This window comes from Mycobacterium sp. ITM-2016-00317, assembly GCF_002968295.1.
Classification (GTDB): Bacteria; Actinomycetota; Actinomycetes; order Mycobacteriales; family Mycobacteriaceae; genus Mycobacterium.
On the sequence record NZ_CP134399.1, the window covers coordinates 4,854,592 to 4,876,411 of the forward strand.

Annotated in this window: 22 protein-coding genes, 2 pseudogenes and 1 riboswitch; of the genes and pseudogenes, 13 read left to right on the top strand and 11 right to left on the bottom strand. The window is 69.6% G+C overall.

The genetic code is table 11. From position 1 onward, the window contains the following. The first annotated feature begins 47 nt into the window (after positions 1-47). Positions 48-500, top strand: a complete 453-nt coding sequence (locus tag C6A87_RS23275) for a VOC family protein (protein ID WP_311114400.1) — start codon at positions 48-50, stop codon at positions 498-500. Here C6A87_RS23275 and C6A87_RS23280 read toward each other — a convergent pair. Further along, complete coding sequence (locus C6A87_RS23280) at positions 497-3,208, bottom strand: family 1 glycosylhydrolase (protein WP_311114401.1); 2,712 nt, start codon at positions 3,206-3,208, stop codon at positions 497-499. The two genes, C6A87_RS23275 and C6A87_RS23280, sit on opposite strands and share 4 nt — an antisense overlap. A gap of 130 nt (positions 3,209-3,338) precedes the next feature. Between C6A87_RS23280 and C6A87_RS23285 the strand changes: the two genes are divergently transcribed. Further along, complete coding sequence (locus tag C6A87_RS23285; protein WP_311114402.1) at positions 3,339-4,115, top strand: DUF4239 domain-containing protein; 777 nt, start codon at positions 3,339-3,341, stop codon at positions 4,113-4,115. A gap of 6 nt (positions 4,116-4,121) precedes the next feature. On the opposite strand, the gene C6A87_RS23290 is transcribed toward C6A87_RS23285, so the two are convergent. After that, positions 4,122-5,798, bottom strand: coding sequence for an FAD-dependent oxidoreductase (locus C6A87_RS23290; RefSeq protein WP_311114403.1), 1,677 nt, complete (start codon positions 5,796-5,798; stop codon positions 4,122-4,124). A gap of 3 nt (positions 5,799-5,801) precedes the next feature. After that, positions 5,802-6,830, bottom strand: coding sequence for a diiron oxygenase (locus tag C6A87_RS23295; RefSeq protein ID WP_311114404.1), 1,029 nt, complete (start codon positions 6,828-6,830; stop codon positions 5,802-5,804). Positions 6,831-7,039: 209 nt separating this feature from the next. On the opposite strand from C6A87_RS23295, the gene serC reads away from it, so the two are divergent. Both serC and sepH read left to right on the top strand, forming a co-directional pair. Continuing rightward, positions 7,040-8,155 carry a phosphoserine transaminase gene (gene serC, locus C6A87_RS23300; RefSeq protein WP_311114405.1) on the top strand — a complete coding sequence of 372 codons (1,116 nt, stop codon included), beginning with the start codon at positions 7,040-7,042 and terminating at the stop codon, positions 8,153-8,155. 89 nt (positions 8,156-8,244) lie between these two features. After that, entirely contained in the window at positions 8,245-9,072 is an 828-nt protein-coding gene (gene sepH / locus C6A87_RS23305) for a septation protein SepH (protein WP_311114406.1), read from the top strand. A gap of 21 nt (positions 9,073-9,093) precedes the next feature. Here sepH and C6A87_RS23310 read toward each other — a convergent pair whose 3' ends face one another. Together C6A87_RS23310 and C6A87_RS23315 are read right to left on the bottom strand one after the other, a co-directional pair. Then, positions 9,094-9,366 carry a DUF2537 domain-containing protein gene (locus C6A87_RS23310; protein ID WP_311114407.1) on the bottom strand — a complete coding sequence of 91 codons (273 nt, stop codon included), beginning with the start codon at positions 9,364-9,366 and terminating at the stop codon, positions 9,094-9,096. Then, on the bottom strand, positions 9,363-10,190 hold the full coding sequence (locus tag C6A87_RS23315; protein WP_311114408.1) for an RNA methyltransferase: 828 nt from the start codon (positions 10,188-10,190) through the stop codon (positions 9,363-9,365). Before C6A87_RS23315 ends, C6A87_RS23310 begins: the two co-directional genes overlap by 4 nt. Positions 10,191-10,264: 74 nt before the next feature. On the opposite strand from C6A87_RS23315, the gene C6A87_RS23320 reads away from it, so the two are divergent. After that, positions 10,265-10,516, top strand: coding sequence for a DUF2530 domain-containing protein (locus C6A87_RS23320; RefSeq protein ID WP_311114409.1), 252 nt, complete (start codon positions 10,265-10,267; stop codon positions 10,514-10,516). Positions 10,517-10,527: 11 nt separating this feature from the next. After that, positions 10,528-10,980 carry an SRPBCC family protein gene (locus tag C6A87_RS23325; protein WP_311114410.1) on the top strand — a complete coding sequence of 151 codons (453 nt, stop codon included), beginning with the start codon at positions 10,528-10,530 and terminating at the stop codon, positions 10,978-10,980. Positions 10,981-11,032: 52 nt separating this feature from the next. Here the strand turns inward: C6A87_RS23325 and C6A87_RS23330 are convergent, their stop codons facing one another. Further along, positions 11,033-11,845, bottom strand: coding sequence for a DUF3027 domain-containing protein (locus C6A87_RS23330; protein ID WP_396836932.1), 813 nt, complete (start codon positions 11,843-11,845; stop codon positions 11,033-11,035). A gap of 182 nt (positions 11,846-12,027) precedes the next feature. On the opposite strand from C6A87_RS23330, the gene C6A87_RS23335 reads away from it, so the two are divergent. Together C6A87_RS23335 and C6A87_RS23340 are read left to right on the top strand one after the other, a co-directional pair. After that, positions 12,028-13,614: an MFS transporter gene (locus C6A87_RS23335; RefSeq protein ID WP_311114411.1), complete on the top strand. Its 1,587-nt coding sequence runs from the start codon at positions 12,028-12,030 to the stop codon at positions 13,612-13,614. Continuing rightward, positions 13,611-14,099 carry a DUF2771 domain-containing protein gene (locus tag C6A87_RS23340; RefSeq protein ID WP_311114412.1) on the top strand — a complete coding sequence of 163 codons (489 nt, stop codon included), beginning with the start codon at positions 13,611-13,613 and terminating at the stop codon, positions 14,097-14,099. The genes C6A87_RS23335 and C6A87_RS23340 overlap by 4 nt, the downstream gene beginning before the upstream one ends. On the opposite strand, the gene C6A87_RS23345 is transcribed toward C6A87_RS23340, so the two are convergent. Continuing rightward, positions 14,096-15,130, bottom strand: a complete 1,035-nt coding sequence (locus C6A87_RS23345; protein WP_311114413.1) for a glutathione S-transferase C-terminal domain-containing protein — start codon at positions 15,128-15,130, stop codon at positions 14,096-14,098. The genes C6A87_RS23340 and C6A87_RS23345 overlap by 4 nt on opposite strands. Positions 15,131-15,256: 126 nt before the next feature. On the opposite strand from C6A87_RS23345, the gene C6A87_RS23350 reads away from it, so the two are divergent. Continuing rightward, positions 15,257-16,132: a DUF559 domain-containing protein gene (locus C6A87_RS23350; protein ID WP_311114414.1), complete on the top strand. Its 876-nt coding sequence runs from the start codon at positions 15,257-15,259 to the stop codon at positions 16,130-16,132. Positions 16,133-16,191: 59 nt separating this feature from the next. On the opposite strand, the gene C6A87_RS23355 is transcribed toward C6A87_RS23350, so the two are convergent. Further along, complete coding sequence (locus C6A87_RS23355) at positions 16,192-16,602, bottom strand: cold-shock protein (RefSeq protein WP_311114415.1); 411 nt, start codon at positions 16,600-16,602, stop codon at positions 16,192-16,194. A gap of 169 nt (positions 16,603-16,771) precedes the next feature. Between C6A87_RS23355 and C6A87_RS23360 the strand changes: the two genes are divergently transcribed. The 4 genes and pseudogenes from C6A87_RS23360 to C6A87_RS23375 all read left to right on the top strand — a co-directional run bounded on the left by C6A87_RS23360 (position 16,772) and on the right by C6A87_RS23375 (position 20,455). Then, positions 16,772-17,185, top strand: coding sequence for a YccF domain-containing protein (locus tag C6A87_RS23360; protein WP_311114416.1), 414 nt, complete (start codon positions 16,772-16,774; stop codon positions 17,183-17,185). Next, positions 17,182-18,242 (top strand): annotated as a pseudogene (gene moaA / locus C6A87_RS23365) (GTP 3',8-cyclase MoaA). The gene C6A87_RS23360 and the pseudogene moaA overlap by 4 nt, the downstream one beginning before the upstream one ends. After that, a complete protein-coding gene (locus tag C6A87_RS23370; protein WP_311114417.1) occupies positions 18,243-18,512 on the top strand; it encodes a MoaD/ThiS family protein in 270 nt (89 codons plus the stop codon). A gap of 244 nt (positions 18,513-18,756) precedes the next feature. Next, positions 18,757-18,965, top strand: a riboswitch (cyclic di-AMP (ydaO/yuaA leader). Between the two features lie 9 nt (positions 18,966-18,974). After that, positions 18,975-20,455 (top strand): annotated as a pseudogene (locus C6A87_RS23375) (transglycosylase family protein). Here the strand turns inward: C6A87_RS23375 and C6A87_RS23380 are convergent. From C6A87_RS23380 to moaC, 3 genes are read right to left on the bottom strand one after another with little or no spacing between them, the layout of a single operon-like run. Next, positions 20,456-20,881 carry a molybdenum cofactor biosynthesis protein MoaE gene (locus C6A87_RS23380; RefSeq protein WP_311114418.1) on the bottom strand — a complete coding sequence of 142 codons (426 nt, stop codon included), beginning with the start codon at positions 20,879-20,881 and terminating at the stop codon, positions 20,456-20,458. After that, positions 20,878-21,357 carry a MogA/MoaB family molybdenum cofactor biosynthesis protein gene (locus C6A87_RS23385; protein ID WP_311114419.1) on the bottom strand — a complete coding sequence of 160 codons (480 nt, stop codon included), beginning with the start codon at positions 21,355-21,357 and terminating at the stop codon, positions 20,878-20,880. The genes C6A87_RS23380 and C6A87_RS23385 overlap by 4 nt, the downstream gene beginning before the upstream one ends. Further along, the gene (gene moaC / locus C6A87_RS23390; protein WP_311118058.1) at positions 21,354-21,791 is read right to left on the bottom strand and encodes a cyclic pyranopterin monophosphate synthase MoaC; all 438 of its coding nucleotides are present in this window, start codon (positions 21,789-21,791) and stop codon (positions 21,354-21,356) included. The genes C6A87_RS23385 and moaC overlap by 4 nt, the downstream gene beginning before the upstream one ends. Positions 21,792-21,820: the final 29 nt, after the last annotated feature.

The following is a 21,820-nucleotide window of genomic DNA, read 5'->3' on the forward strand; positions in this document are numbered from 1 at the left end:
ACCGGTGGTGGTCTGTATCGGAAATCCACCACCGGTGAGGAGAAACCATGGCGATCGACAACCAACCCATGCTGGTACCGCATCTCGTCGTCGAGGACGCCGCGGCCGCGCTCGACTTCTATGCCAAGGCGTTCGGCGCCGAGGAGATGGTGCGGATGCCCGGCCCGGAGGGCAAGCTGATCCACGCCGCCACCCGGATCAACGGCGCGATGGTGTTCCTCAACGACGACTTCCCCGAGTTCAACGGCGGAAAGGCGAGCACGCCGACCGCGCTGGGCGGGTCGCCGGTGACCATCCACCTGCACGGCCCCGACGTCGACGGCCGGTTCCAGCGGGCCCTCGATGCCGGGGCCACCGTGGTCAATCCGCTCGAGGACCAGATCTGGGGCGACCGCTACGGGGTGCTGCGCGATCCGTTCGGTCACCTGTGGTCGCTGGCCGAGACCGTCCGCGAGGTCGACATGAACGAGGTGATGGAGCAGATGTCCGCGAGCGGCTAGCTCGGGATGTGGTTCTGTAGCAGCGCGACGGGCAGACCGTTCGCGACGGTGATCCCGCTCAGCGCCGCGATACTGGCCGGCTTCGGGATGCGTTCCAGCTCAGGGGTGTCCGGGTCCGAGCCGTACAGTCCGAACTGCAGTTCGTAGCCTTCGGACCATTCCAGATTGTCGACGAATGACCAGTAGGTGTAGCCGCGGATGTCGGTACCGTGGGCGACCAGGTCCTGCACCACCGCGACGTGGTTGACGATGTAGGACGGCCGCTTGGTGTCCTCGTCGTCGGCGATCCCGTTCTCGGTGACCCACAACGGTTTCCCGTAGGACGCCGCGAGTTCGAGCACCTCCCGGAAACCACCGGGGTCGGTGGGCTGGTTGAAATCACTGCAGGTGGGTTCGTCCGCCGAGCACCGGATCGGGAACCCGCGCAGGAACGGGAAGCCCGGCAGCGGTGCGACCCCGAAACCCACCATCGGCTGCGACCCGTAGTACTGCACGCCGAGGAAGTCGACCTTGCCTGCCATGTCGGGATCGACCTCGTCGGCGGTCTTGATTCCGTCGAAGTTCGCGTCGACCCAGCCGTCGATCACCGCGTTCGGGAACCATTGGTTGTAGAAGTGGTTCCAGGCGTCGGCGGCCTGCACGTCGAGCGGGTTGACCGGATTGGCCGGCCGGGCCGGGATCATGTTGTGGGTGAAGCCGACGAACGCCGCCGGCCCTCCCGGAGTGGTGGCGGTGATGTCCCAGGCGTGGATCGCGTCGTAGGCGGCGACGTGGCCGACGGCCTGGTTCACCAGGAACGTCGACGCCAGATCGGGCCGGATCACCCCGGGCGGCCAGTTCGGCACTACCCACGGGATCGCGAGGAACTCGGTGAGCACCGGCGGGAACGGCTCGTTGAGCGTGGCCCAGTTGTCCACCTGGTCGCCGTACTTCCATGCGACATAGGCGGCGTACTTCTCGAATTCGCGGGCGGTGGTCGGCGACAGCCAGCCCGCCGCGGGTGCGGGCAGACCGAGCTGGATCAGCGGCCGCGCGACGATCGGGTCGTGTACCCACACCGGCAGCGTGAAGTGGTTGACGGTGACGAACGGGTCCAGGCCGTACTGCCGAAGCGTCGCGAACACCGACCGGTAGTGCGCCACCTCGTCCTGGTCGGCGAGCGCGTCGAGGGCCTCCAGGTCCGCGAGGCTGAGCGTTCCGCCCTCGTCGGAGATGTCCACCGCCGCGGTGGAGTCGGGGAAGATACGGCTCCATTCGATGCTCATCCGGAAAGTGTTCATCCCGAGCTCGTCGCGGGCGAGCGCCGCATCGCCCTCGTAGGAGACGTAGGCGCCCGGCCCGTTCTCCGGCACCCCCTTGACGAGGCCGAGCAGCCGGTTCAGCGGGTCGTGCACCCAGCGGTACCAGTCCGAGCGGGTGTCCACGGGCGAGCCGGGTCCGCCTTCGGCCTGGAACCCTGAATGCGCGACACCCCAACGGAAGTCGTCGGGCAGGGACAGGTCGACACCGGCCACAGGCGTGACCTTGACGGTCACGGTGACGGTGCGGCCGTGGCCGCCGCCCGGGTTGAGCAGGTTGCCGAGGATCGGGACGAACTGCAGCAGGCCGAACAACCCGTGCACGTGCGAGCCGTCGTGCTCGTCGCTGACGGCCACGGTGAACGTGTCCGTGCCGCCGACCGCGGCCATCGCGTTCATCGGCCGGTAGACGAAGTTGCCGTCGGCGTCGACGGTGACGGTTCCGCCGTTGTGTGGGCGTCCGATCACCGTGTAGGTCAGCTCATCGCCGTCGTTGTCGACGATGCCGAGGTTCCCGGTGATCCGGACCTCGCCGTCGGCGGTCAGGCTCTGGGTGTGGGGCGGCGGATCCCCTGCGAGAGTGGGCGTGCTGTTGAAGAACTCGCGGCGCACCCAGGCCAGCAGCGCCCAGCCCGACGGGTCGGCCGGCGGCCGGGGCGGGCCGGCGGCGAACGGCTTGAACACCGCGCCCAGGAAGCCGGTGGCGAGGTCCACCACGTAGGTCACGGCGCTGCGTAGATCGAACGCGGTCGGCCAGGGCCGCCATGACGGCACCGCCGGCGGGGTGGCCAGGGTCGTCGAGACGGTCGAGGCCGCGCCGGCCGACTCCGGGGTCAACGGCTGTGGGGTGGACGGCTCCGGAGTGGATCGCTCTGCCGCGGTGCGCATCTGGACCGATGCGGCCCCGTCATCGTCGATCGTGGCGGCGTCGGATTCAGCAGCGTCGGATTCAGCGGCGTCGGATCCGGCGTCGGATCTATTGTCGGCCACGGCATCCCCGAGCGCGGCGTCGCGCCGCGGGCCGTCAGGGTCGCCGGTTCCGGCGGCCGTCTCTTCGCGAACCGCGGCGGGCTCGTCGTCCTCGACCGGAACGTCGGGTGGCCCGTCATCGGGCACCTCACCCTCGGCCTCGCCGTCAGCCGGCTCGGGCTCGGGGTCCGGTTCGTCGACGTCCTTGGTGTCGTCGACGTCCTTGGTGTCGTCGCCATCCTCGGTGTCGCCATCGGCCTGGTCGGCCGATTCGCCGACCGGGCCGGCCCGTTCGCCGGTGGCACCGCCGGCCTCCGAAACCGTTGCTGCGGGGCCGTCCTCACCGGCCCATGCGACGCCGGATCCGGTGAGGACCGCTGCACCGACCCCCAGCGCGACCGCGAGAGCTCCGACCCGACCCACGCACTGCGCAGAACCCATGTCTTTGCATACCTCCGGCAGTTGGTCCCGGTTGGCGGTTTGCTCAAACTCAGGCTGAAGGTACGTGCCAACGGTAATAATTGGCGGGCTGCGTCGCGCACGCCGGTGCAGTTTCAAGGGGGGCAGGTCCGTGCTGTGGTTACTCCAGATTCCTCCGCTTGTGCTGGGCACGTTGTGGGTGACCGTCATCGTCGGCATCTCCGTCGGCGGGCTGCTGCTGTTCCGCAAGGTGATGCCGGCAGAACGGTTCGACAGCGCCAACACGGTGTCCACCACCATGTTTCAGCTAGCCGGCACGCTGTATGCGGTGCTGGTCGCGTTCGTCGTGGTGGTGGTCTGGGAGCAATTCAGTGACGCCGAGGACGCCAGTGGGCAGGAGGCCGCCGCAATCGCCGACCTGCTGCGCGACTCGGCGGCGCTGCCGGCGCAGTCACAGTTGGCGGTGGAGCAGGCCCTGATCGACTACACCAGAACCGTGGTCGACAGCGAGTTCCCGCGCATGCACCACGGCGAACACGTCGCCGAGCAGTCCCCCGAGCTGATCGCGGTGTGGGAAAACTATCTGCAGGTACAGCCGGAGACCCGTAATCAGATCGCGTTCTTCGACCACGCCATCGTGCGGCTGAACGACATGACCAGCTTTCGCAAGGCCCGGGTGTCCACCGGCGACTCGTCGGTACCCGTCGAGCTGTGGGTGCTGCTGGTTGGCGGCGGCGGCGTCGTGATGGCGTTCACGTTCCTGTCCGGCACCCGGGACCGGCTCGTGCACTCGCTCGGGGTCGGGCTGACCGCGGCGCTACTGTCATTCGTGCTGTACCTGATCTTCGCGCTGGAGCACCCGTACGTGGGCAAGCTCTCGGTGCAACCCACCGCCTACCTCAGCGTGCTGCAGTCCTGGGCCGACTGATCACCCCTAGCGACGCAGCGCGGCCAGCACCCGTTTCGGTATCGGCGACGACGCCTCGCTCGCGGCCTCGGTCATGTCGGCGATCGAGGTGAACTTGTCCCGCGGGCGCAACCCGGCGCCCCGGGCGGTCTCGGCCTCGTCGATGGCCTTCCAACCGGCGGCGTCGATGACTGCCGGCTGCCTGCCACGGACGAAGCGAGGCAACGCGGACGGCTTGTGCACCGGCGCCGGGAGGCGGCCGTCGTTGTAGTCGGCGACAAGGTTGTGCACGGTCTCGGCGGCACAGGATTTGTTGGTGCCGATGAAGCCGGTGGGTCCGCGTTTGATCCAGCCGGCCACATAGCTGCCCCGCACCGGTTCGCCCGCCTCGGGCTCGATCACGCGTCCGCCGTCGTTGGGCACGACCGCGGCCACCTCGTCAAAGGGCAGCCCACGAATGGGCTTGCCGCGGTAGCCGATCGAGGTCAGCACCAGCCCCGCGGCGATGTCACAGGTCTGGTCGGTACCGGTCACACCGAACCGCACCCCGGCGGCGCGCTGCTCCCCCAGCACCCGCTGCGGGGTCAGGTGATAGGCCAGCCTGATGCGCGGCCCGGTGATCGGTGCGGTCGCGTCACCCAGTTTGGCCAGCACCTCGAGCTTGTTGCGGGTGAGCGGATCGGTCGTCTCGGCCAGCGCGGTGAGCACGCGGTCGTGATCGGCAGGGTCGAGCACCACCTCACAGGTCGAGGTCAGGCCGATCAGTTCGGGCAGCGTGAACGCCGACGCTTCGGGTCCGCGCCGCGCCGCGATCACCACCTCCCGCACGCGTGAGCCACGCAGCGCCGTCAGCGCATGATCGGCGATGTCGGTGCGCGCCAGCACGTCCGGATCCGTCGTCAGGATCCGGGCCACGTCGAGGGCCACGTTTCCGTTACCGACGATCACCACGCGTTCGTCGCCGAGGTCGACCGGCAGATGCGCGAAATCGGGATGGGCGTTGTACCACGCCACCACCTCGGTGGCCGTCGCCGTGCCCGGCAAGCCCATGCCGTCGACGTCCAGGCGGCGGTCGTCGGGGGCGCCCACCGCGTACAGAACAGCGTGATGGTGGGCCAGCAGCTCGTCGTGGGTGACGTCCGAGCCGACCTCGACGTTGAGGTAGAACGTGAACCCCGGCCGGGCGGCGATCTTGTCGAACAGCCCGGTCACCCGTTTGGTGCTCTGGTGGTCGGGCGCGACACCTGCCCGCACCAGCCCGTAGGGCGTCGGCAGTTTCTCGAACACGTTGACCCGCACACCCTTCTGGGTGAGCAGTTCGTCGGCGGCGTACATCGCCGCGGGTCCCGACCCGACGATCGCGACGGTCAACGGACCACCCGGTCGCGGATGGACCACGGGCGCTTCCTGCACCGGCGCCAGCTTCGACGTCGGCGGCAACTTACCTTCGCGCTTCGGGTAGAAGGCGGCGTTGAGCTCGACGAACGGCAGCTGCTCGGGTTCCAGCCGGGTGTCCGCGGAGATGGCCCCGACGGGGCAGGCCGAGACACACGCCCCGCAGTCCACACAGGCCACCGGGTCGATGTAGAGCATCTCGGCGGTCGCGAAGCCGGGCTCGTCGGGGGTGGGGTGAATGCAATTCACCGGGCATGCGTAGACGCAGGACCCGTCGCTGCAGCACGACTGGGTGATGACGTGAGGCATGGCTCAGGCGGCGCTCACCACGTGCTGGCGGGCGGGCTCGCTGCGGTACCGGCTGGGCGGGCCGTCGATCTTGCAGATCCGCCACATCAGCTTCGCGAACGGATTCATCAGACCGGTGTCGTGACACAGCATCCGGACGTCGCCGAACATGTCGCGCAGGAACTGGCGCGCCTCCGGGGTGCCGAAGAAGATCTCCTTCTTCACCGAGCGTGGGATGTCGAACTCCCGCCAGAACGCCTTCGGCGGCACGATGATCGCCTGGCACAGCACCCGCATGATGATCGGCACGTTCACCGACAGCAGGAACTTCTGCCTGCGGTTCAGCTGCGGCACCCGCTTACGCAGGTACTCGTGTGCGAACGAGATGTGCCGGGCCTCCTCGGCGACGTGGATGGCCATCACGCGTTCCATGATCGGATGCACGGCCTTGCCTTCGCGCAGGACGTTCTTCTGGGTGTGGTCGATCGGCTCCTCGCCGGCCAGCACGCCGAAGAAGAACGGGATCGGCAGCGGACCCGCCACCAGCGGGATGAACGGCGACAGCCACTTGAGCATCCGCGGCATCCCGGGGACGTCGGCGCCGATGCGGTTGACCATCTCCTGGAACATCATCGTGTGGTTGCACTCTTCGACCGATTCGTGCAGGCAGTAGCGGTACTCCGGGGAGCCGTTGGGCACCCAGAACGCGTAGTTCATCAGCCCGCGGATCAGGATCGACTCGAAGTGCAGACCGACCTTGGCGACGTTGGCCTGCCGCCACATGCCGATCTCGATCTGCTTCTTCCTGGGCTGGGCCTGATACCAGGGATGCTTCCCGAACGGGTCGGTGGCGGGCAGGATCCACCGCTCGTCGTCCGGCGTCACCGCGAACTCCGGCGAATCCCAGTCGATGTCGGTGTAAGGGTCGAAATTCCGGCGCACCGAGCCCTCGGACAGGGTGTTGAGCATGTCCACGTACTCGGTGTCGTCGAGCACGTCCATGTTCCTGCGCCAGCGCCGGATGATGCGCGTCCGAGCTTCCTTGACAGCCATTGCGGCCTCCCGTCGGGGTTTACATACTTCTGGTCGCTGTCCAATGACAGTACCCGCGGTCCCAGTAATTCACCAGGCCCTTCCGAGCGGGTGTGCGCCAGCCGGGTAATCCACGTCACATGTGCCCCGGATCACAGGACAGGCCGGTCGGCGCGGTCCCCGCGACGCTCGATTTCTTCAGGCTGACCTCCGGTTCTAGGCTTGTCCGCATGGCCGAGAACCTGACCATCCCCGCCGACCTGAAGCCCGCAGACGGACGATTCGGCTGTGGGCCGTCCAAGGTCCGGCCGGAGCAGCTGCAGGCGTTGGCCGCCGCGGGCCATCTGTTCGGCACGTCGCACCGGCAGGCCCCGGTGAAGAACCTCGTGGGCCGCGTCCGCGACGGCCTCCGCCAGCTGTTCTCGCTGCCCGACGGCTACGAGGTGATCCTCGGCAACGGCGGATCGACGGCGTTCTGGGACGCCGCCGCGTTCGGCCTGGTCGACAAGCGCTCGCTGCACCTGACCTACGGCGAGTTCAGCGCGAAGTTCGCCTCCGCGGTCGCCAAGAACCCGTTCGTCGGCGACCCCATCGTGATCAAGGCGGACCCGGGCAGCGCGCCCGCCGCGCAGTCCGACCCGTCGGCGGACCTGATCGCCTGGGCGCACAACGAGACGTCGACGGGCGTCGCGGTGCCGGTCGTGCGGCCGGACGGCGCCGGCGACGCGCTCGTGGCCATCGACGCGACCTCCGCGGCCGGCGGCCTGCCCGTCGACATCACCCAGGCCGACGCCTACTACTTCGCGCCGCAGAAGAACTTCGCCGGCGACGGCGGCCTGTGGCTGGCGATCCTGTCCCCCGCCGCGCTGGCCAGGGTCGAGGCCATCGCCGGCAGCGGACGCTGGGTGCCGGAGTTCCTGTCGCTGCCGATCGCGATCGAGAACAGCCTCAAGAACCAGACCTACAACACCCCGGCGATCGCCACGTTGATCCTGCTGGCCGAACAGATCGACTGGATGCTCGGCAACGGCGGTCTCGACTGGGCGACCTGGCGCACCGCGGACTCGTCGGCACGGCTGTACTCGTGGGCCGAGGCGTCGTCGTTCGCGACCCCGTTCGTCGCCGATCCGGCGCTGCGGTCGCAGGTGGTCGGCACCGTCGACTTCTCCGACGACGTGGACGCCGCGGCCGTCGCCAAGATCCTGCGCGCCAACGGCATCGTCGACACCGAGCCCTACCGCAAGCTGGGCCGCAACCAGCTCCGGGTCGGGATGTTCCCCGCGGTCGAACCCGACGACGTCAGCGCGCTGACCGCGTGCGTCGACTGGGTTGTGCAGCGGTTGTAGCCGGCTGCCGCGTGTCATCGCGGTTACGGGTTGATAACGCAGTAGGGTGACCTCTGTATCGGGCTCGCGCAAGCCCGGAGGAGGTCGCTATGAGAGAACTCAAGGTCGTCGGTCTGGATGTCGACGGCAGGCGCATCATCTGCGAAACCAGCGACTCCGACGAGAAATTCATCCTGCGGACCGACGACCGGCTCAAGGCCGCCGTGCGCGGCGACCGCGCCGGCTCGAACCAGACAACGATCGATGTCGAGGTCCCCAACTTGCTGCGTCCCAGAGAGATCCAGTCGAAGATCCGCGCCGGCGCGTCAGTGGAGCAGGTCGCCGCGGCCGCCGGCGTCGACTTCGCCCGGGTCGAACGCTTCGCCCACCCGGTGCTGCTGGAGCGCGCCCGCGCTGCCGAGCTGGCCACCGCCGCGCATCCGGTGCTGCCGGACGGCCCGTCGGTGCTGACGCTGCTGGAGACCGTCACCTCGTCGCTCATCGCGCGCGGCCTGGATCCCGACGGCACGAACTGGGACGCCTGGCGCAACGAGGACGGTCGGTGGACCGTGCAGCTGTCCTGGAAAGCCGGCCTGTCGGACAACGTCGCACACTTCCGGTACGCCCCCGGTGCGCACGGTGGCACCGTCACCGCCTTCGACGATGCCGCAGCCGAGCTGATCGATCCGAACTTCGCCCGCCCGCTGCGCCCGCTGGCCGCGGTCGCGCAGCTCGCCCTGGGCGAGCCCGAAGAGGTGCACGCCCCGGCTCCCGAACCTCAGCGCGCGCCCGAGCCCGAGCCGCAACCCGAGCCGGTCGAGGTGGCCGAAACCGCCCCGGCCGCGAAGGCAACCCGCCCACGCAAGAGCCGGCCCACCGTTCCCGCCTGGGAGGACGTGCTGCTGGGTGTCCGGTCCAGCGGAGGCGGACAGCGCTGAAGTCCTACCCGGACAACGTTTTCACACGCCCGAAGCGGTAATCGCGACCAGCGCGATCCACGCCACGGCGACCCCGACACCGGTGCCGAGCACGAACCACCGCCACACCGGGATCCGGCGCCACCCCCACACCGTGGGCGCCAATCCGCCCACCGCAACCAGATTCAGTCCGGCCGCGAGCAGCGGATGCACCCGGATCAGCCCGATGCTGAGCACGATGACCGCGGCGGCGACCACCGCCGCGACGAACGCCGCGACCGTCAGGCCGGTCGCCCACGGCGTCTGATCGCTCACCGGGCGAGCCTATCCCGCTCATAGAACGCCAGGGCCGCGGCCGTGGCGACGTTGAGCGAGTCCGTGCCCCGCGACATCGGAATGCGCACGCGCACATCGCTGGCCCGCATGGTGTGTTCCTTCAGCCCTGGCCCCTCGGCGCCCACCAGGATGGCCAGGCGTTGCTCGGCGAGACCCGTCATCGCCTGGGCGAGGGTCTGCGCCGCAGGATCGGGGGTCATCGCGAGAATGCGAAAGCCGTTCTCCCGCAACAATTCCAGATCACCGGGCCAGTTCCCGGCCTTGGCGAACGGCACCAGCAGCGCATGCCCCATCGACACCCGCACGGCCCTCCGATACAGCGGGTCGGCACAGCCGCTGCCGAAGATCACCCCGTCGACGCCGAGCCCGGCGGCGTTGCGGAAGACCGAGCCGAGATTCTCGTGGTCGTTGACGCCTTCCAGCACCGCGACGGTGCGCGCCCGGTCCAGCACCTCGGGCACGGTGAGGTCGGGCGCGCGCGAGGCCGACGCGAGCACGCCGCGGTTGAGGTGGAAGCCGACGACCTCGGCCATCACCTCCGCCGACGCGCGGTAGAACGGTGCGGCAACGCCGTTGAGGTCGGCGCCGAGCTCGGTCAGCCGTCGATCGGTGCCCAGCAGCGCCCGCGGCACGAACCGTGACGCCAGCATGCGCTGCACCACCAGCACACCCTCGGCGATCACCAGACCCTTGCCGCTGGGCAGATCCGGTCTGCGGTCGACACTGTTGAGGTCGCGGAAGTCGTCGAGTCGCGGGTCCGCCGGGTCACTGACGTCGACGACCTTAACGTCGTTGACGATCACGCTGTTTCGAGACGGACGGCGACGAACACAGCGCTGAGAGTACCTACCACCGCGCGGTTGTTAAGTTGGAGGCGATGGACACCGACTCCGCACCGCAGCCACCTCCGTTGCCCGCGGCGCTGCTCACACCGTGGCCGGTCATCGTGGTGATCGCGTGCGGGTGGCTGGTCGCGGCGGTGCTGGCGTTCACCGTCGGCGCGCTGCACGAATGGCGTCCGATCACGGTGGCGGGGCTGGGCGTCGGGGTGCTTGGCACGACGATCTTTCTGTGGCAACGTCACGCGGTGCGCCGCGGGCACCGCGGTGCGCAACAGGGCTTGACCTAGGAGGAAATACGATGGCAGCGCCGGTCTTGCAGGCCGAGATCGACATCAACGCGCCGGTGTCCAAGGTCTGGGCGCTGGTCTCGGACCTGAGCAGGATGCCGCAGTGGAGCCCTCAGTGCCGGCTGATGAAGCCGCTCGGACAGCTGCGCCAGGGTGCCCGCACCGTGAACTTCAACAGGCGCGGATTCCTGTTCTGGCCCACCACATGCCGCATCACCGAGTTCGTCCCGGAGGAGAAGCTGGCGTTCCGGGTCAACGAGAACCACACGGTGTGGACCTACGAGCTGGAGCCGACGGAGGCCGGGACCCGGCTGGTCGAGACCCGCCACGCCGAGAACGGCACGACGGCGGTGTCGAACTTCCTGGTCGGCAAGTTCATGGGCGGCGTGCCCAGTTTCGAGCAGGAACTCCTCGAGGGGATGAACGCGTCGCTGACGCGCATCAAGTCGGCCGCCGAGAGTTAGCGCTGCCTACTCGCTCCGCTCGGAGCTGTCTACTCGCTCCGCTCGGAGCTGTCTACTCGCTCCGCTCGACGAGATCGAGGACCCCGTCGTCGTACGGATCGAACTGCGGGGACCCGGTACCCGGGGGTGCCGGCGTCTCCGAGTGCGCACCACACCCGTATTCGGCGTCCACGACATGGCCGTCCGCGGAGTACTCGTTGGCGCACACCCCGAACATCACGCCGAGCGCGCCGCCGAGCGGCAGGTAGAAGCCGCAATCGCGGCACATGCGGCGGGTCGCGCGGGCCATCGCGGAGCCAGGGCCGTACTCGCCGTCGTGCCAGCGCTGCGCGGCGTCGCCGCGGCCCCACAGGCTCAGCACCTGACGCCGGCCCAGGCCCACCTCGACCGCGACCTCGTCGATCTGCGGGTCGCCGGTGGCGGTGTAGCCCGGCACCAGCCGCGGATCCTCGGCAGGCGGCGCGAGCAGATCACCGGGACCGAGGTCGCCCGGGCGTACCCGTTCGTCCCAGGGCACCCACTTCGGGGCCAGCAACGCCGTCGGGCCGGGCACGAGGACGACCTCGCTGATGGTGGCGTGCGCCGCGCCGGGGCAGGCGGCCACCACGACGGCCCACTGCCACCCGCGATAGCCGGGCATCTCCGCCAGGAATCGGTGGGTGGCCGAGCTCGGATCCTCGAACTCCACGCCGAGGTACTCGCCGACGGCGTCCTCGCCGCTGCCCTCGATGATCGCGGCGCGGGCCTGCTCGACCGCGCCCGAGAGCACGGCCTCCTGGTCGGGGCCGGGGGCGTCGAGCGCCGGTTGTTCCGACGCGTGCCCGGGGTCGGTTGCCTGCGGATCGGGTTGGGTCATGCTGTCCATCGCCTCCAATACTGCCTGAGCCGGGCTGGGGCCAGCCACACCGGTCGGCCAGACGGCCGCTGTCGTTCGCATAGGGGAGAATCGACGGCGTGACCGGATCGCGGAGTGACCACCGGGACCCTGACGGTCAGCAGGGCGGACGCTACTACCCGCCGCGCCCCCCTGCGGGCGAACATCCGGGAATGGCGAACTACCCGAGTGACCCGGCGATGCGTCCGGGCAATCGCGGATCGCGCCCCTACTCGCCCAGCCAGGGCGGCAACCGGTGGCTGCCGCCGCTCGACGACCACGGCGGCGATCACGACCGCTACCCGCCGCCACCGCCGGGCCGGGCCGGCGACAAGGTCACGGTGACGCGCGCGGCCGCACAGCGCAGCCGGGAGATGGGCTCGAAGATGTACGGCCTGGTGCACCGGGCCGCGACCGCCGACGGCGCCGACAAGTCCGGGCTGACCGCGCTGACGTGGCCGGTGGTGGCGAACTTCGCGGTGGACGCCGCGATGGCCGTGGCACTGGCCAACACGCTGTTCTTCGCGGCGGCCTCCGGTGAGAGCAAGAGCCGGGTGGCCCTGTACCTGCTGATCACCATCGCCCCGTTCGCCGTCATCGCGCCGCTGATCGGACCGGCGCTGGACCGCCTGCAACACGGTCGACGGGTCGCGCTGGCGGCGTCGTTCGCGCTGCGCACGGTGCTGGCCGTGGTGCTCATCGCGAACTTCGACAGCGCGACAGGCAGTTTCCCGTCGTGGGTGTTGTATCCGTGCGCACTCGGGATGATGGTGTTGTCCAAATCGTTCTCGGTCTTGCGCAGCGCCGTCACGCCGCGTGTGCTGCCACCGTCGATCGACCTGGTCCGGGTGAACTCCCGGTTGACGACGTTCGGGCTGTTGGGCGGCACGATGATCGGCGGTGGCATCGCCGCGGCCGCCGAGTGGGGATTCCAGCTGTTCCGGATGCCGGGCGCCCTGTATGTCGTGGTCGCCATGACGATCGGCGGCGCGGTCCTGGCGATGCGCATTCCGAAGTGGGTGGAGGTCACCGAGGGCGAGGTGCCCGCGACGCTGAGCTATCACGGCCAGACCGAGGTGCTCGGGCGTCCACCGCACGGAGGCGTCTCCGCCAAGGCCCGCCAGCCGCTGGGCCGCAACATCATCACCTCGCTGTGGGGCAACTGCACCGTCAAGGTGATGGTCGGCTTCCTGTTCCTGTACCCGGCCTTCGTCGCGAAGGCCCATGACGCCGGCGGGTGGGAGCAACTGCGGATCCTGGGAATGATCGGCGCCGCGGCGGCCATCGGGAACTTCGCCGGAAACTTCACCGCGGCCCGGCTCAAACTCGGGCATCCCGCCCGCCTGGTGGTGCGCTGCGCGGTTGCGGTCACCGCAGCGGCGCTGGTGACCGCGCTGACCGGCAGCCTGCTGGTGGCCGCGGTCGCGACCTTGATCACGTCGGGCTGCAGCGCGATCGCGAAGGCGTCGCTGGATGCGTCACTGCAGGACGATCTGCCCGAGGAGTCGCGCGCGTCGGCGTTCGGCAGATCGGAATCGCTGCTGCAGCTGGCCTGGGTCGCCGGCGGCGCCACAGGGGTGCTGATCTACACCGAGCTGTATGCGGGCTTCACCACGATCACCGCGATCCTGATCCTCGGATTGGCCCAGACGGTGCTGAGCTATCGTGGCGAGTCACTGGTACCGGGCTTCGGCGGCAACCGACCGGTGCTTGCCGAACAGGAAGGTGTACGGACGGATGCGGCGGTGACCCGGGAGTGAAACGTGTGGTCGCTGTACTCGCTACGGTGGCACTGCTCTCGTCGATCGGTACCGGCGTACTGATTTGGCAGATGTCCCGCGATCATGGTCCGCAGTACCCCGAGATCTCGGCGTTCTCGCACGGTGAGCTGACCCGGGTGGGCCCCTACCGGTTCTGTCAGGTGCTCAACCCGACCGACTGCGTGGTCCCCGCCGACCAGGGTGAGCTTCCGATCTCCGGCGGCTACCCCGTCCAGCTGTCCATCCCGGGCGAGATCGGCCAGGCGCCGTGGGTGCTGATCCGGGCCTACGAGGACGCGGACGTGATCGAGGAGTTCCGCCCCGGCACCCGGCTGGCGGTGACGATCCCGACCGTGGACGCCCAGCACGGCCGGCTCACCGGGTTCGCGGTGCAGCTGCCGACGCTGGTCCGCGATCAGGACGGAAACGAGTTCCCGGTGCCGCACGCCGAGTGGTCGGTGCGCACGGTGTGGCAGCAGGCCTAGCCAGACGACGGTGGCGCGGCCGCTGAGTGGGCGTCGGGCACGCGCTCGGACCCACGCGGCGGGCCCGGCGGTGTGCCATCACCGAATGGTCTGCCGCCCAACGCTTCCCGACCGTGCGGGGTCAACCAGTTCGACAGGTCCGGCCCCTTCGGCACGACGCCGGTCGGATTGATGTCCGAATGCACGATGTAGTAGTGCTGCTTGATCTGGACGAAGTCGGTGGTGTCGCCGAACCCTGGGGTCTGGAACAGGTCACGCGCGTAGGCCCACAGCACCGGCATCTCCGAGAGCTTGCTGCGATTGGTCTTGAAATGGCCGTGATAGACCGGGTCGAACCGCGCCAGCGTGGTGAACAGCCGCACGTCGGCTTCGGTGATGGTGTCCCCGACCAGGTAGCGCTGGTTCTCCAGTCGCTCCGTCAACCAGTCCAGCGCGGTGAACAACCGGTCGTAGGCCTTCTCGTACGCCTTCTGTGAGCCGGCGAACCCGCACCGGTATACGCCGTTGTTCACCTCGGTGTAGATGCGCTGGGCGACCTCGTCGATCTCGTCGCGCAGCGGCTCGGGGTACAGCTGCGGCGCGCCGTCACGGTGGTAGGCGGTCCACTCGGTGGAGAAGTCGAGGGTGATCTGAGCGAAGTCGTTGGTCACCACCTGCCCGGTCTCGATCTCGACGATCGCCGGAACGGTGACGCCCTTCGGATAGTCCGGGATGCGCTTGTTGTAGGCGTCGCGCAGGAAGTGGATGCCCAGCACCGGGTCCACCCCGCCGGGGTCCAGGTCGAAGGTCCAGCTGCGTTCGTCGTGGGTGGGTCCGCAGAAGCCGATGGACAACGCGTCCTCCAGCCCCAGCAGCCGCCGCACGATGATCGTCCGGTTGGCCCACGGGCAGGCGCGCGCCACGATCAGCCGGTAGCGGCCGGCCTCGACGGGGTATCCGTCGCGCCCGTCCGCGGTGATCCGCGTGGCGATGTACTCGGTGTCCCGGCTGAACTCGCCGTCGGAACTCGAGGGGTCGGCGACATAGCTCATAGCTGCCTTGATACCCGCATCCGGCGCCCAATCTGAACTTGATGACGATTCCCGGCCGCGACATGACGAACAACTTCAGAGTCGGGCACGGAGGAACCCGCGGGCCGACGCCCACGTCCTATAGCCGTGGACCCGTTCCTCGGCACAGAAGCCCTCGACGCGGGCACGGTCACCCGCTACCAGCTCTCGACGCGGTACCGGTCGGTGCACCGGAATGTCTATGTGCCCAGGGATCAGCACCTCGACCCGGTGCAGAGAGCGAAGGCAGCGTGGCTGTGGTCGCGGCGGCGGGCCACCGTGGTCGGAGTGTCCGCCGCCGCGCTGCACGGCGCGCTGTGGATCGACCGACGGCTGCCGGCCGAGCTGAACCAGGCAAGTCAGCACAAGACCGCCGGGATCGTCCTGCACAACAACACCCTTGCCCCGCACGAGCTGGCGCGCCTGCGAGGTATCACGGTGACGACGCCGGCGCGGACGGCCTTCGACCTCGGCCGCCGGGCAGGTCTCACCCGCGCCGTGGTCCGGCTGGATGCGCTCATGCGGGCGACCAGGATCACCGCGGCCGACGTGCGTGGCGTCGCCGACCAGCACGGCGGCGCCCGCGGGATCGTGCAGCTGCGCGCGGCTCTCGACCTCGCCGATGCCGGCGCCGAGTCACCTCAGGAGACGCGCACCCGCCTCGTCCTCGTCAAGGCCGGGTTGCCGCCGGAGCACACCCAGATCGACGTGTACGACCGGTACGGCTACCACGTCGGCCGCGTCGACATGGGCTGGGAGAGCTGGAAGGTCGGCGTCGAGTACGACGGAGAGCACCATTGGGCCGACCCCCGGCAGCGCGCCCGCGACATCGACCGCATCGCGGAGTTGGAGAATCAGGGCTGGCGGATCATCCGCGTCAGCGCCGAGATCCTCCGCAACCGCCCGGCCACCATCGCAGCCCGCACCTACGCGGCGCTGTGCGCGGCGGGGGCGCCGGTGCGGCCGCCGAATCTGAACTTGTGAGCGTGTTGCCGGCCCCGGCTCGCGAACAAGTTCAGTCTCGGCCGCAGCGGACCGACGGTTTAGGCGTCGAGCTCGCGGGCGACGGCCTTCACCACTTCGGACACCCGGCGGGCGACCTTGCGGTCCGGGTACTTGCCCTTGCGGAGCTCGGGCTGCACCGCGCTCTCCAGCAGCGTGATCATGTCCTCGACCATGCCGTGCAGCTCGTCGGGAGTGTGCTTGTGCTCGACGGTGGTGGCTTCGCGTCGGGTCTTGCTCAGGCTCGGCGGCGGGTCGATCAGCTTCAGGCTCAACGCCTGCGGACCGCGACGGCCCGCGGCCACCCCGAACTCCACACGCTGACCCGCCTTGAGCCCCTCGACACCGGCGGGCAGCGCCGAGGAACGCACATAGACGTCCTCTCCCTCTTCCTGCGAGAGGAATCCGAAGCCCTTCTCGGCGTCGTACCACTTCACCCGGCCGGTCGGCACTGGTCTCACCTGCTGTCTGTCTGAACCGATAGATATCTGCACCCGTACGGGTACATAAAGTAAGCGTCCCGCCTGCGTCGGGACGCGTCCTGGGAGATCCTACTCGGACGGCAGCACAGCCAGCATCCCCTTATGTCGGTAGGCTGCGGTTCACCGCTGGAGGAAGAAAATGCGACTGATCCTGAACGTCATCTGGCTCGTCTTCGGCGGGCTGTGGCTGGCTCTCGGCTATCTTCTCGCCGCGCTCATCTGCTTCGTGCTGATCGTCACGATCCCGTTCGGGTTCGCCTCCCTGCGCATCGCGGCCTACGCGCTGTGGCCGTTCGGCCGCACCATCGTCGAGAAGCCCGGGCCCCGTCCCGGCGCACTGATCGGCAACGTCATCTGGGTCATCGTGGCCGGGGTGTGGCTGGCGATCGGGCACATCGTCAGCGCGGTCGCGATGGCCGTCACCATCATCGGGATCCCGCTGGCGCTGGCCAACCTGAAGATGATCCCGGTGTCGCTGATGCCGCTGGGCAAGGAGATCGTGCCGGTAGACGAGGCGCAGGCGCAGGGCCGCGTGGTCGGGGCGGTGCCGTGACAGTCGTCGGCCTGGGCGTGCCGTCGGTGCACCGGCCGTCGTCGCCGGCCCCGGGCGAGGGGCCGCTGGTCGACACGTTCGGCCGGGTCGCGACCGATCTACGGGTCTCGCTGACCGACCTGTGCAATCTGCGCTGCACCTACTGCATGCCCGCCGAAGGGCTCGACTGGCTTCCCAACGACCAGAAGCTGCACCCCGACGAACTGATCCGGTTACTCGGCATCGCGGTCACCCGCCTCGGCATCACCGGTGTCCGGTTCACCGGCGGCGAGCCGCTGGTGGTGCCGCACCTGGAACGCATCGTGGCCGCGACGGCCGCGCTGCGACCGCGACCCGAGATCACCCTGACGACCAACGGCATCGGCCTGGCCAAGCGCGCAGTCGCCCTCAAGGCGGCCGGACTGGACCGCATCAACGTCTCGCTGGACACCGTCGATCCCGCGCGGTTCGCCGCGATCACGCGTCGCGACCGGTTCACCGACGTGGTGGCCGGGCTGCAGGCGGCGCAGGACGCCGGCCTGCACCCGGTGAAGGTCAACGCCGTGCTGGATCCGGTCACCGGCCTCGACGACGTGGTGTCGCTGGCGAGGTTCTGCGTCGACCACGGATACCAGTTGCGGGTCATCGAACAGATGCCGCTCGATGCCGGACACTCCTGGCAGCGCGAACGCGCACTCAGCGCCGAGGCCATCCTGGGCGCGTTGGAGGCTCACTTCACGTTGACGCCCGACCCACGTCCGCGGGGGTCGGCGCGGCCCAGCTGTGGCAGGTCCACGAGGGCGGCGAGGTGGTGGGCCACATCGGGGTCATCGCGTCGGTCTCCCACGCGTTCTGCGCCACCTGCGACCGCAGCAGGCTGACCGCCGACGGGCAGGTCCGCAACTGTCTGTTCGCGCGTGAGGAGACCGATCTGCGTGCGCTGCTGCGTTCCGGCGCGGACGACGCCGCGCTGGAGGCCGCGTGGCGTACCGCGATGTGGGAGAAGGCCGCGGGTCACGGCATCAACGATCCGGGTTTCGTCCAGCCGGATCGCCCGATGAGCGCAATCGGAGGATGAGTGGCGTCAACTGACAGCGGTACCCGGGTCACCATCCGCTATTTCGCCGCCGCGCGCGCGGCCGCGGGCACCGAATCCGAGACGCTCGACATCGGCGACGGCGCGACGGTGGCCGACCTTGTCGGCGTCCTGACCGCGCGGGATGCCGCGCTGGCCCGGGTGCTGGCCCGCTGTTCTTATTTGCGTGACGGAGTTGCGGTGCGGGACATGGATTCTGAACTGCGTGATGCACAGACCATCGACGTGCTTCCACCGTTCGCCGGGGGTTGAGCCGGCCTAACCGTTTCTATTTCGTGATTTGCATCACATAACGGAATGGTCACGAGATGGCTACAGCGCGGTTGAGGCGTGGTGCACCTGCAGGAACAACGGTCCTTCCAGGTCTTTTAGAGAATTTTTAGTATTTGCCGCCGCCGGACACACGGCGTCGAGCAAAAGATGACGGGACCCAGGCGAGCCGTTACGGTCTTGAATCAGGCCGATCAACCCCCCACTTCGCGACCGGCCTGCCGCGACACCAATTGCGCCGAGCTCCATCCGTTGGTGCGCGGGGACAACGAGATACAACTTGGATGGAGGCGGGGGACCCACCGGTCCACCGACATCAGGACCAGGGACTTCGGTTCCTTGGGGTGAAGCCGTCGCCGTTTCGACGACGCCGGCCGGGCGACCTCTCCAGCCCGAACCCGACAGCTGACCTCGCGGGCGCTTCAGAGAGGACCACACACACGTATGAGTGGACGACACCGCAAGCCCACGTCTTCTGCCGTGAACGTCGCGAAGATCGCGTTCACCGGCGCGGTCATCGGAGGCGGCAGCGTCGCCCTCGCCGGACAGTCCGGCGCGGCGACCGACAACGAATGGGACCAGGTCGCCCGCTGCGAGTCCGGCGGCAACTGGGCCATCAACACCGGCAACGGTTATCACGGTGGCCTGCAGTTCTCGCCGAGCACCTGGTCGGGCCACGGCGGCGGCGAGTTCGCCCCGGCCGCCTACCTGGCCACCAAGGAAGAGCAGATCGCGGTCGCCGAACGGGTCCTGGCATCGCAGGGCAAGGGTGCGTGGCCGACGTGCGGCGGGCCGCTCTCCGCCGCAACGCCGCGCAACGTCATCGAGGAGCCGCCGGCCCCGGTCGATCCGCTCGGCCTCAACGGGCTGCTGCCGCCGCCCCCGCCACCGCTCGACCCGTTCGCTCCGCCGCCCCCCCGGCCGCCGCACCGTTCGATGCGATGGCCGCCCCTGCCCCGGCTCCGCCGCCGCCCGCCCCCGAGATGCTGCCGCCCGCGCCGCCTGCCGATCTGCTGGCCGCCCAGGCGCCGCTGCCGCCGGCACCTGAAGCCCTGCCGCCCGCTCCCGCGCCGTTTGACGCGATGGCCGCCCCGGCCCCGCTGCCGCCGGCACCTGAAGCCCTGCCGCCCGCTCCCGCGCCGTTTGACGCGATGGCCGCCCCGGCCCCGCTGCCGCCGGCACCTGAAGCCCTGCCGCCCGCTCCCGCGCCGTTCGACGCGATGGCCGCCGCGGCCCCGCTGCCGCCGGCACCTGAGGTGCTGCCGCCGGCCCCCGCGCCCGTCGAGCCCGTCAACGTCGCGCCCCTGGACGCACCCCTGCCGCCTGCCCCGGCGGACGCGCCGCCGAGCGCAGTGATCATCGCGGCTGCCAACTGGGACACCGCCCCGGCCTCCGCGGACCATCCCCAGACGTGGTCCCTGGGTGTGGACGCGCCGCTGCAGCCCGCGCCGGCGCTCGACCCGCTCCTGCCCGCACCCGCGCCTGTGCCCGCCCCGCCGGCACCCGCACCCGTGCCCGCCCCGGCACCCGCTGCGGTCGCTGCACCAGCACCCGATCCGCTGGCCCCGATCGGCGCCGTCGACGTGCCTGCCCCGGTGGGCGACATCGTCAACCAGGCGGTCAGTGGTGACCTGCCGGTGCCGACCGAGGTTCCGCATCTCGCCAGCCCCGAGAACCTGCCGCCCGGCACCGCGATGGCACCGCCGGACGCCGATCGCAGCCCGAACGTGACGTACCTCAAGGAGATCTGGCACGCCATCCAGACCCAGGAGATCTCGGGCGCCGACGCGTTGCTGGCCCTCACGCAGCGGCCGCTGTCCACCCCGGATCCCGGCGGTGTGCGGCCGAACGCTCCGGTCGGCCCGGTTCCGCCTCCGGCCGCGGCGCCTGAGCCGGTTCCGGCCCCCGTGCCGCCGCCCGCCTGACTAGGCGGAGTTGACCCACTCGTCGGAGCCGTCGGCGAAGTGCTGGTGCTTCCACACCGGTAGCCGTTCCTTGACCCGGTCGACGAGGCGCGCACAGGTGTCGAACGCCGCGCCGCGGTGGTCTGCCGCGACCGCGGCGACGAGTGCGGCGTCCCCGATGTTCAGTGTGCCCACCCGGTGGCTGACGGCGATCGCGCGGACGCCCTGACTCTCGGCGGCGATCTCGGCGGCCACTTCGGCCAGGGTCTGTTCGGCCAGCGGGTGCGCCGAGTACTCCAGCCTGGTGACGGTCCGTCCACCGTCGTGGTCACGCACCACTCCGGCGAAGGCGACCACCGCGCCGGCGGCGTGGTGGGCCACGAGACTCTCGTGCTCGGCCGAGTCGATGGATTGATCGGTCAACGCGGCGCGCAGGACGGCGGTCATCGCGGGTGATCCTTGCCTTGGAGTTGGTCCAGGGCATGCTCGAGCACCTCGGCGAGAACGGCGATGCCGTCCTTGACGCCGCCCAGCGAGCCCGGGAGGTTGACGATCAGCGTGTGGCCCGCGACACCGCAGACCCCGCGGGACAGGACGGACGTCGGCACCTTGGGGAGCCCGGAGCGCCGGATAGCGTCGGCCAGGCCGGGGATCTCGTAGTCCAGCAGTGCGGCGGTCAGTTGTGGGGTGGCGTCGGTGGGCGAGATTCCGGTGCCGCCGGACGTCAGGATGACGTCGTGCCGGGCGCTGATGCCCGCGCGCAGCGCCGCGGCGACGGGCTCACCGTCGGCCACTACGACGGGCGCGGCGGTCCTGATGCCCCGTTCGTTGAGCCAGTCGGCCAGGACCGGGCCGCACCGGTCTTCGTACACACCGCCCGCGGCCCGGGTCGACGCGATGATGACCAGGCCCGAACGCGTCATCTGACCCAGGTCCCTGTCTTGCCGCCTTCCTTGCGCACGACGCGGATGTCGTCGATGCGGGCCGCGCGGTCGACGGCCTTGATCATGTCGTAGACGGTGAGCGCGGCCACGCTGACCGCGGTGAGCGCTTCCATCTCCACGCCCGTGCGGTCGGTGGTACGCACGGTCGCGGTGATTCGGACCGCGCCGGGGTCGTCGTCACCGCCGACATTGAAGTCGATGTCCACGCCCGTGATCGCGAGCGGGTGGCACAGCGGGACGAGGTCGCTGGTGCGCTTCGCGGCCAGGATCCCTGCGACACGGGCGGTCGCCAACGCGTCGCCCTTGGGCAGCCCGTTGGCCGTGATCATCGCGACCACGTCCGAAGTGGTGTGCACGGTTCCGGCGGCCACCGCGACCCGCTTGGTGGCGTCCTTGGCCGTGACGTCGACCATGTGAGCCGCGCCGGTCTCGTCGAGATGCG

Bases quoted from the DNA above. Each gene is read 5' to 3' on its own strand.
- C6A87_RS23275 (WP_311114400.1), top strand. From the start codon at position 48: ATGGCGATCGACAACCAACCCATGCTGGTACCGCATCTCGTCGTCGAG.
- C6A87_RS23280 (WP_311114401.1), bottom strand. From the start codon at position 3,208: ATGGGTTCTGCGCAGTGCGTGGGTCGGGTCGGAGCTCTCGCGGTCGCG.
- C6A87_RS23290 (WP_311114403.1), bottom strand. From the start codon at position 5,798: ATGCCTCACGTCATCACCCAGTCGTGCTGCAGCGACGGGTCCTGCGTC.
- C6A87_RS23295 (WP_311114404.1), bottom strand. From the start codon at position 6,830: ATGGCTGTCAAGGAAGCTCGGACGCGCATCATCCGGCGCTGGCGCAGG.
- serC (WP_311114405.1), top strand. From the start codon at position 7,040: ATGGCCGAGAACCTGACCATCCCCGCCGACCTGAAGCCCGCAGACGGA.
- sepH (WP_311114406.1), top strand. From the start codon at position 8,245: ATGAGAGAACTCAAGGTCGTCGGTCTGGATGTCGACGGCAGGCGCATC.
- C6A87_RS23320 (WP_311114409.1), top strand. From the start codon at position 10,265: ATGGACACCGACTCCGCACCGCAGCCACCTCCGTTGCCCGCGGCGCTG.
- C6A87_RS23325 (WP_311114410.1), top strand. From the start codon at position 10,528: ATGGCAGCGCCGGTCTTGCAGGCCGAGATCGACATCAACGCGCCGGTG.
- C6A87_RS23330 (WP_396836932.1), bottom strand. From the start codon at position 11,845: ATGGACAGCATGACCCAACCCGATCCGCAGGCAACCGACCCCGGGCAC.
- C6A87_RS23335 (WP_311114411.1), top strand. From the start codon at position 12,028: ATGGCGAACTACCCGAGTGACCCGGCGATGCGTCCGGGCAATCGCGGA.
- C6A87_RS23345 (WP_311114413.1), bottom strand. From the start codon at position 15,130: ATGAGCTATGTCGCCGACCCCTCGAGTTCCGACGGCGAGTTCAGCCGG.
- C6A87_RS23360 (WP_311114416.1), top strand. From the start codon at position 16,772: ATGCGACTGATCCTGAACGTCATCTGGCTCGTCTTCGGCGGGCTGTGG.
- C6A87_RS23380 (WP_311114418.1), bottom strand. From the start codon at position 20,881: ATGACCGCCGTCCTGCGCGCCGCGTTGACCGATCAATCCATCGACTCG.
- C6A87_RS23385 (WP_311114419.1), bottom strand. From the start codon at position 21,357: ATGACGCGTTCGGGCCTGGTCATCATCGCGTCGACCCGGGCCGCGGGC.
- moaC (WP_311118058.1), bottom strand. From the start codon at position 21,791: ATGGTCGACGTCACGGCCAAGGACGCCACCAAGCGGGTCGCGGTGGCC.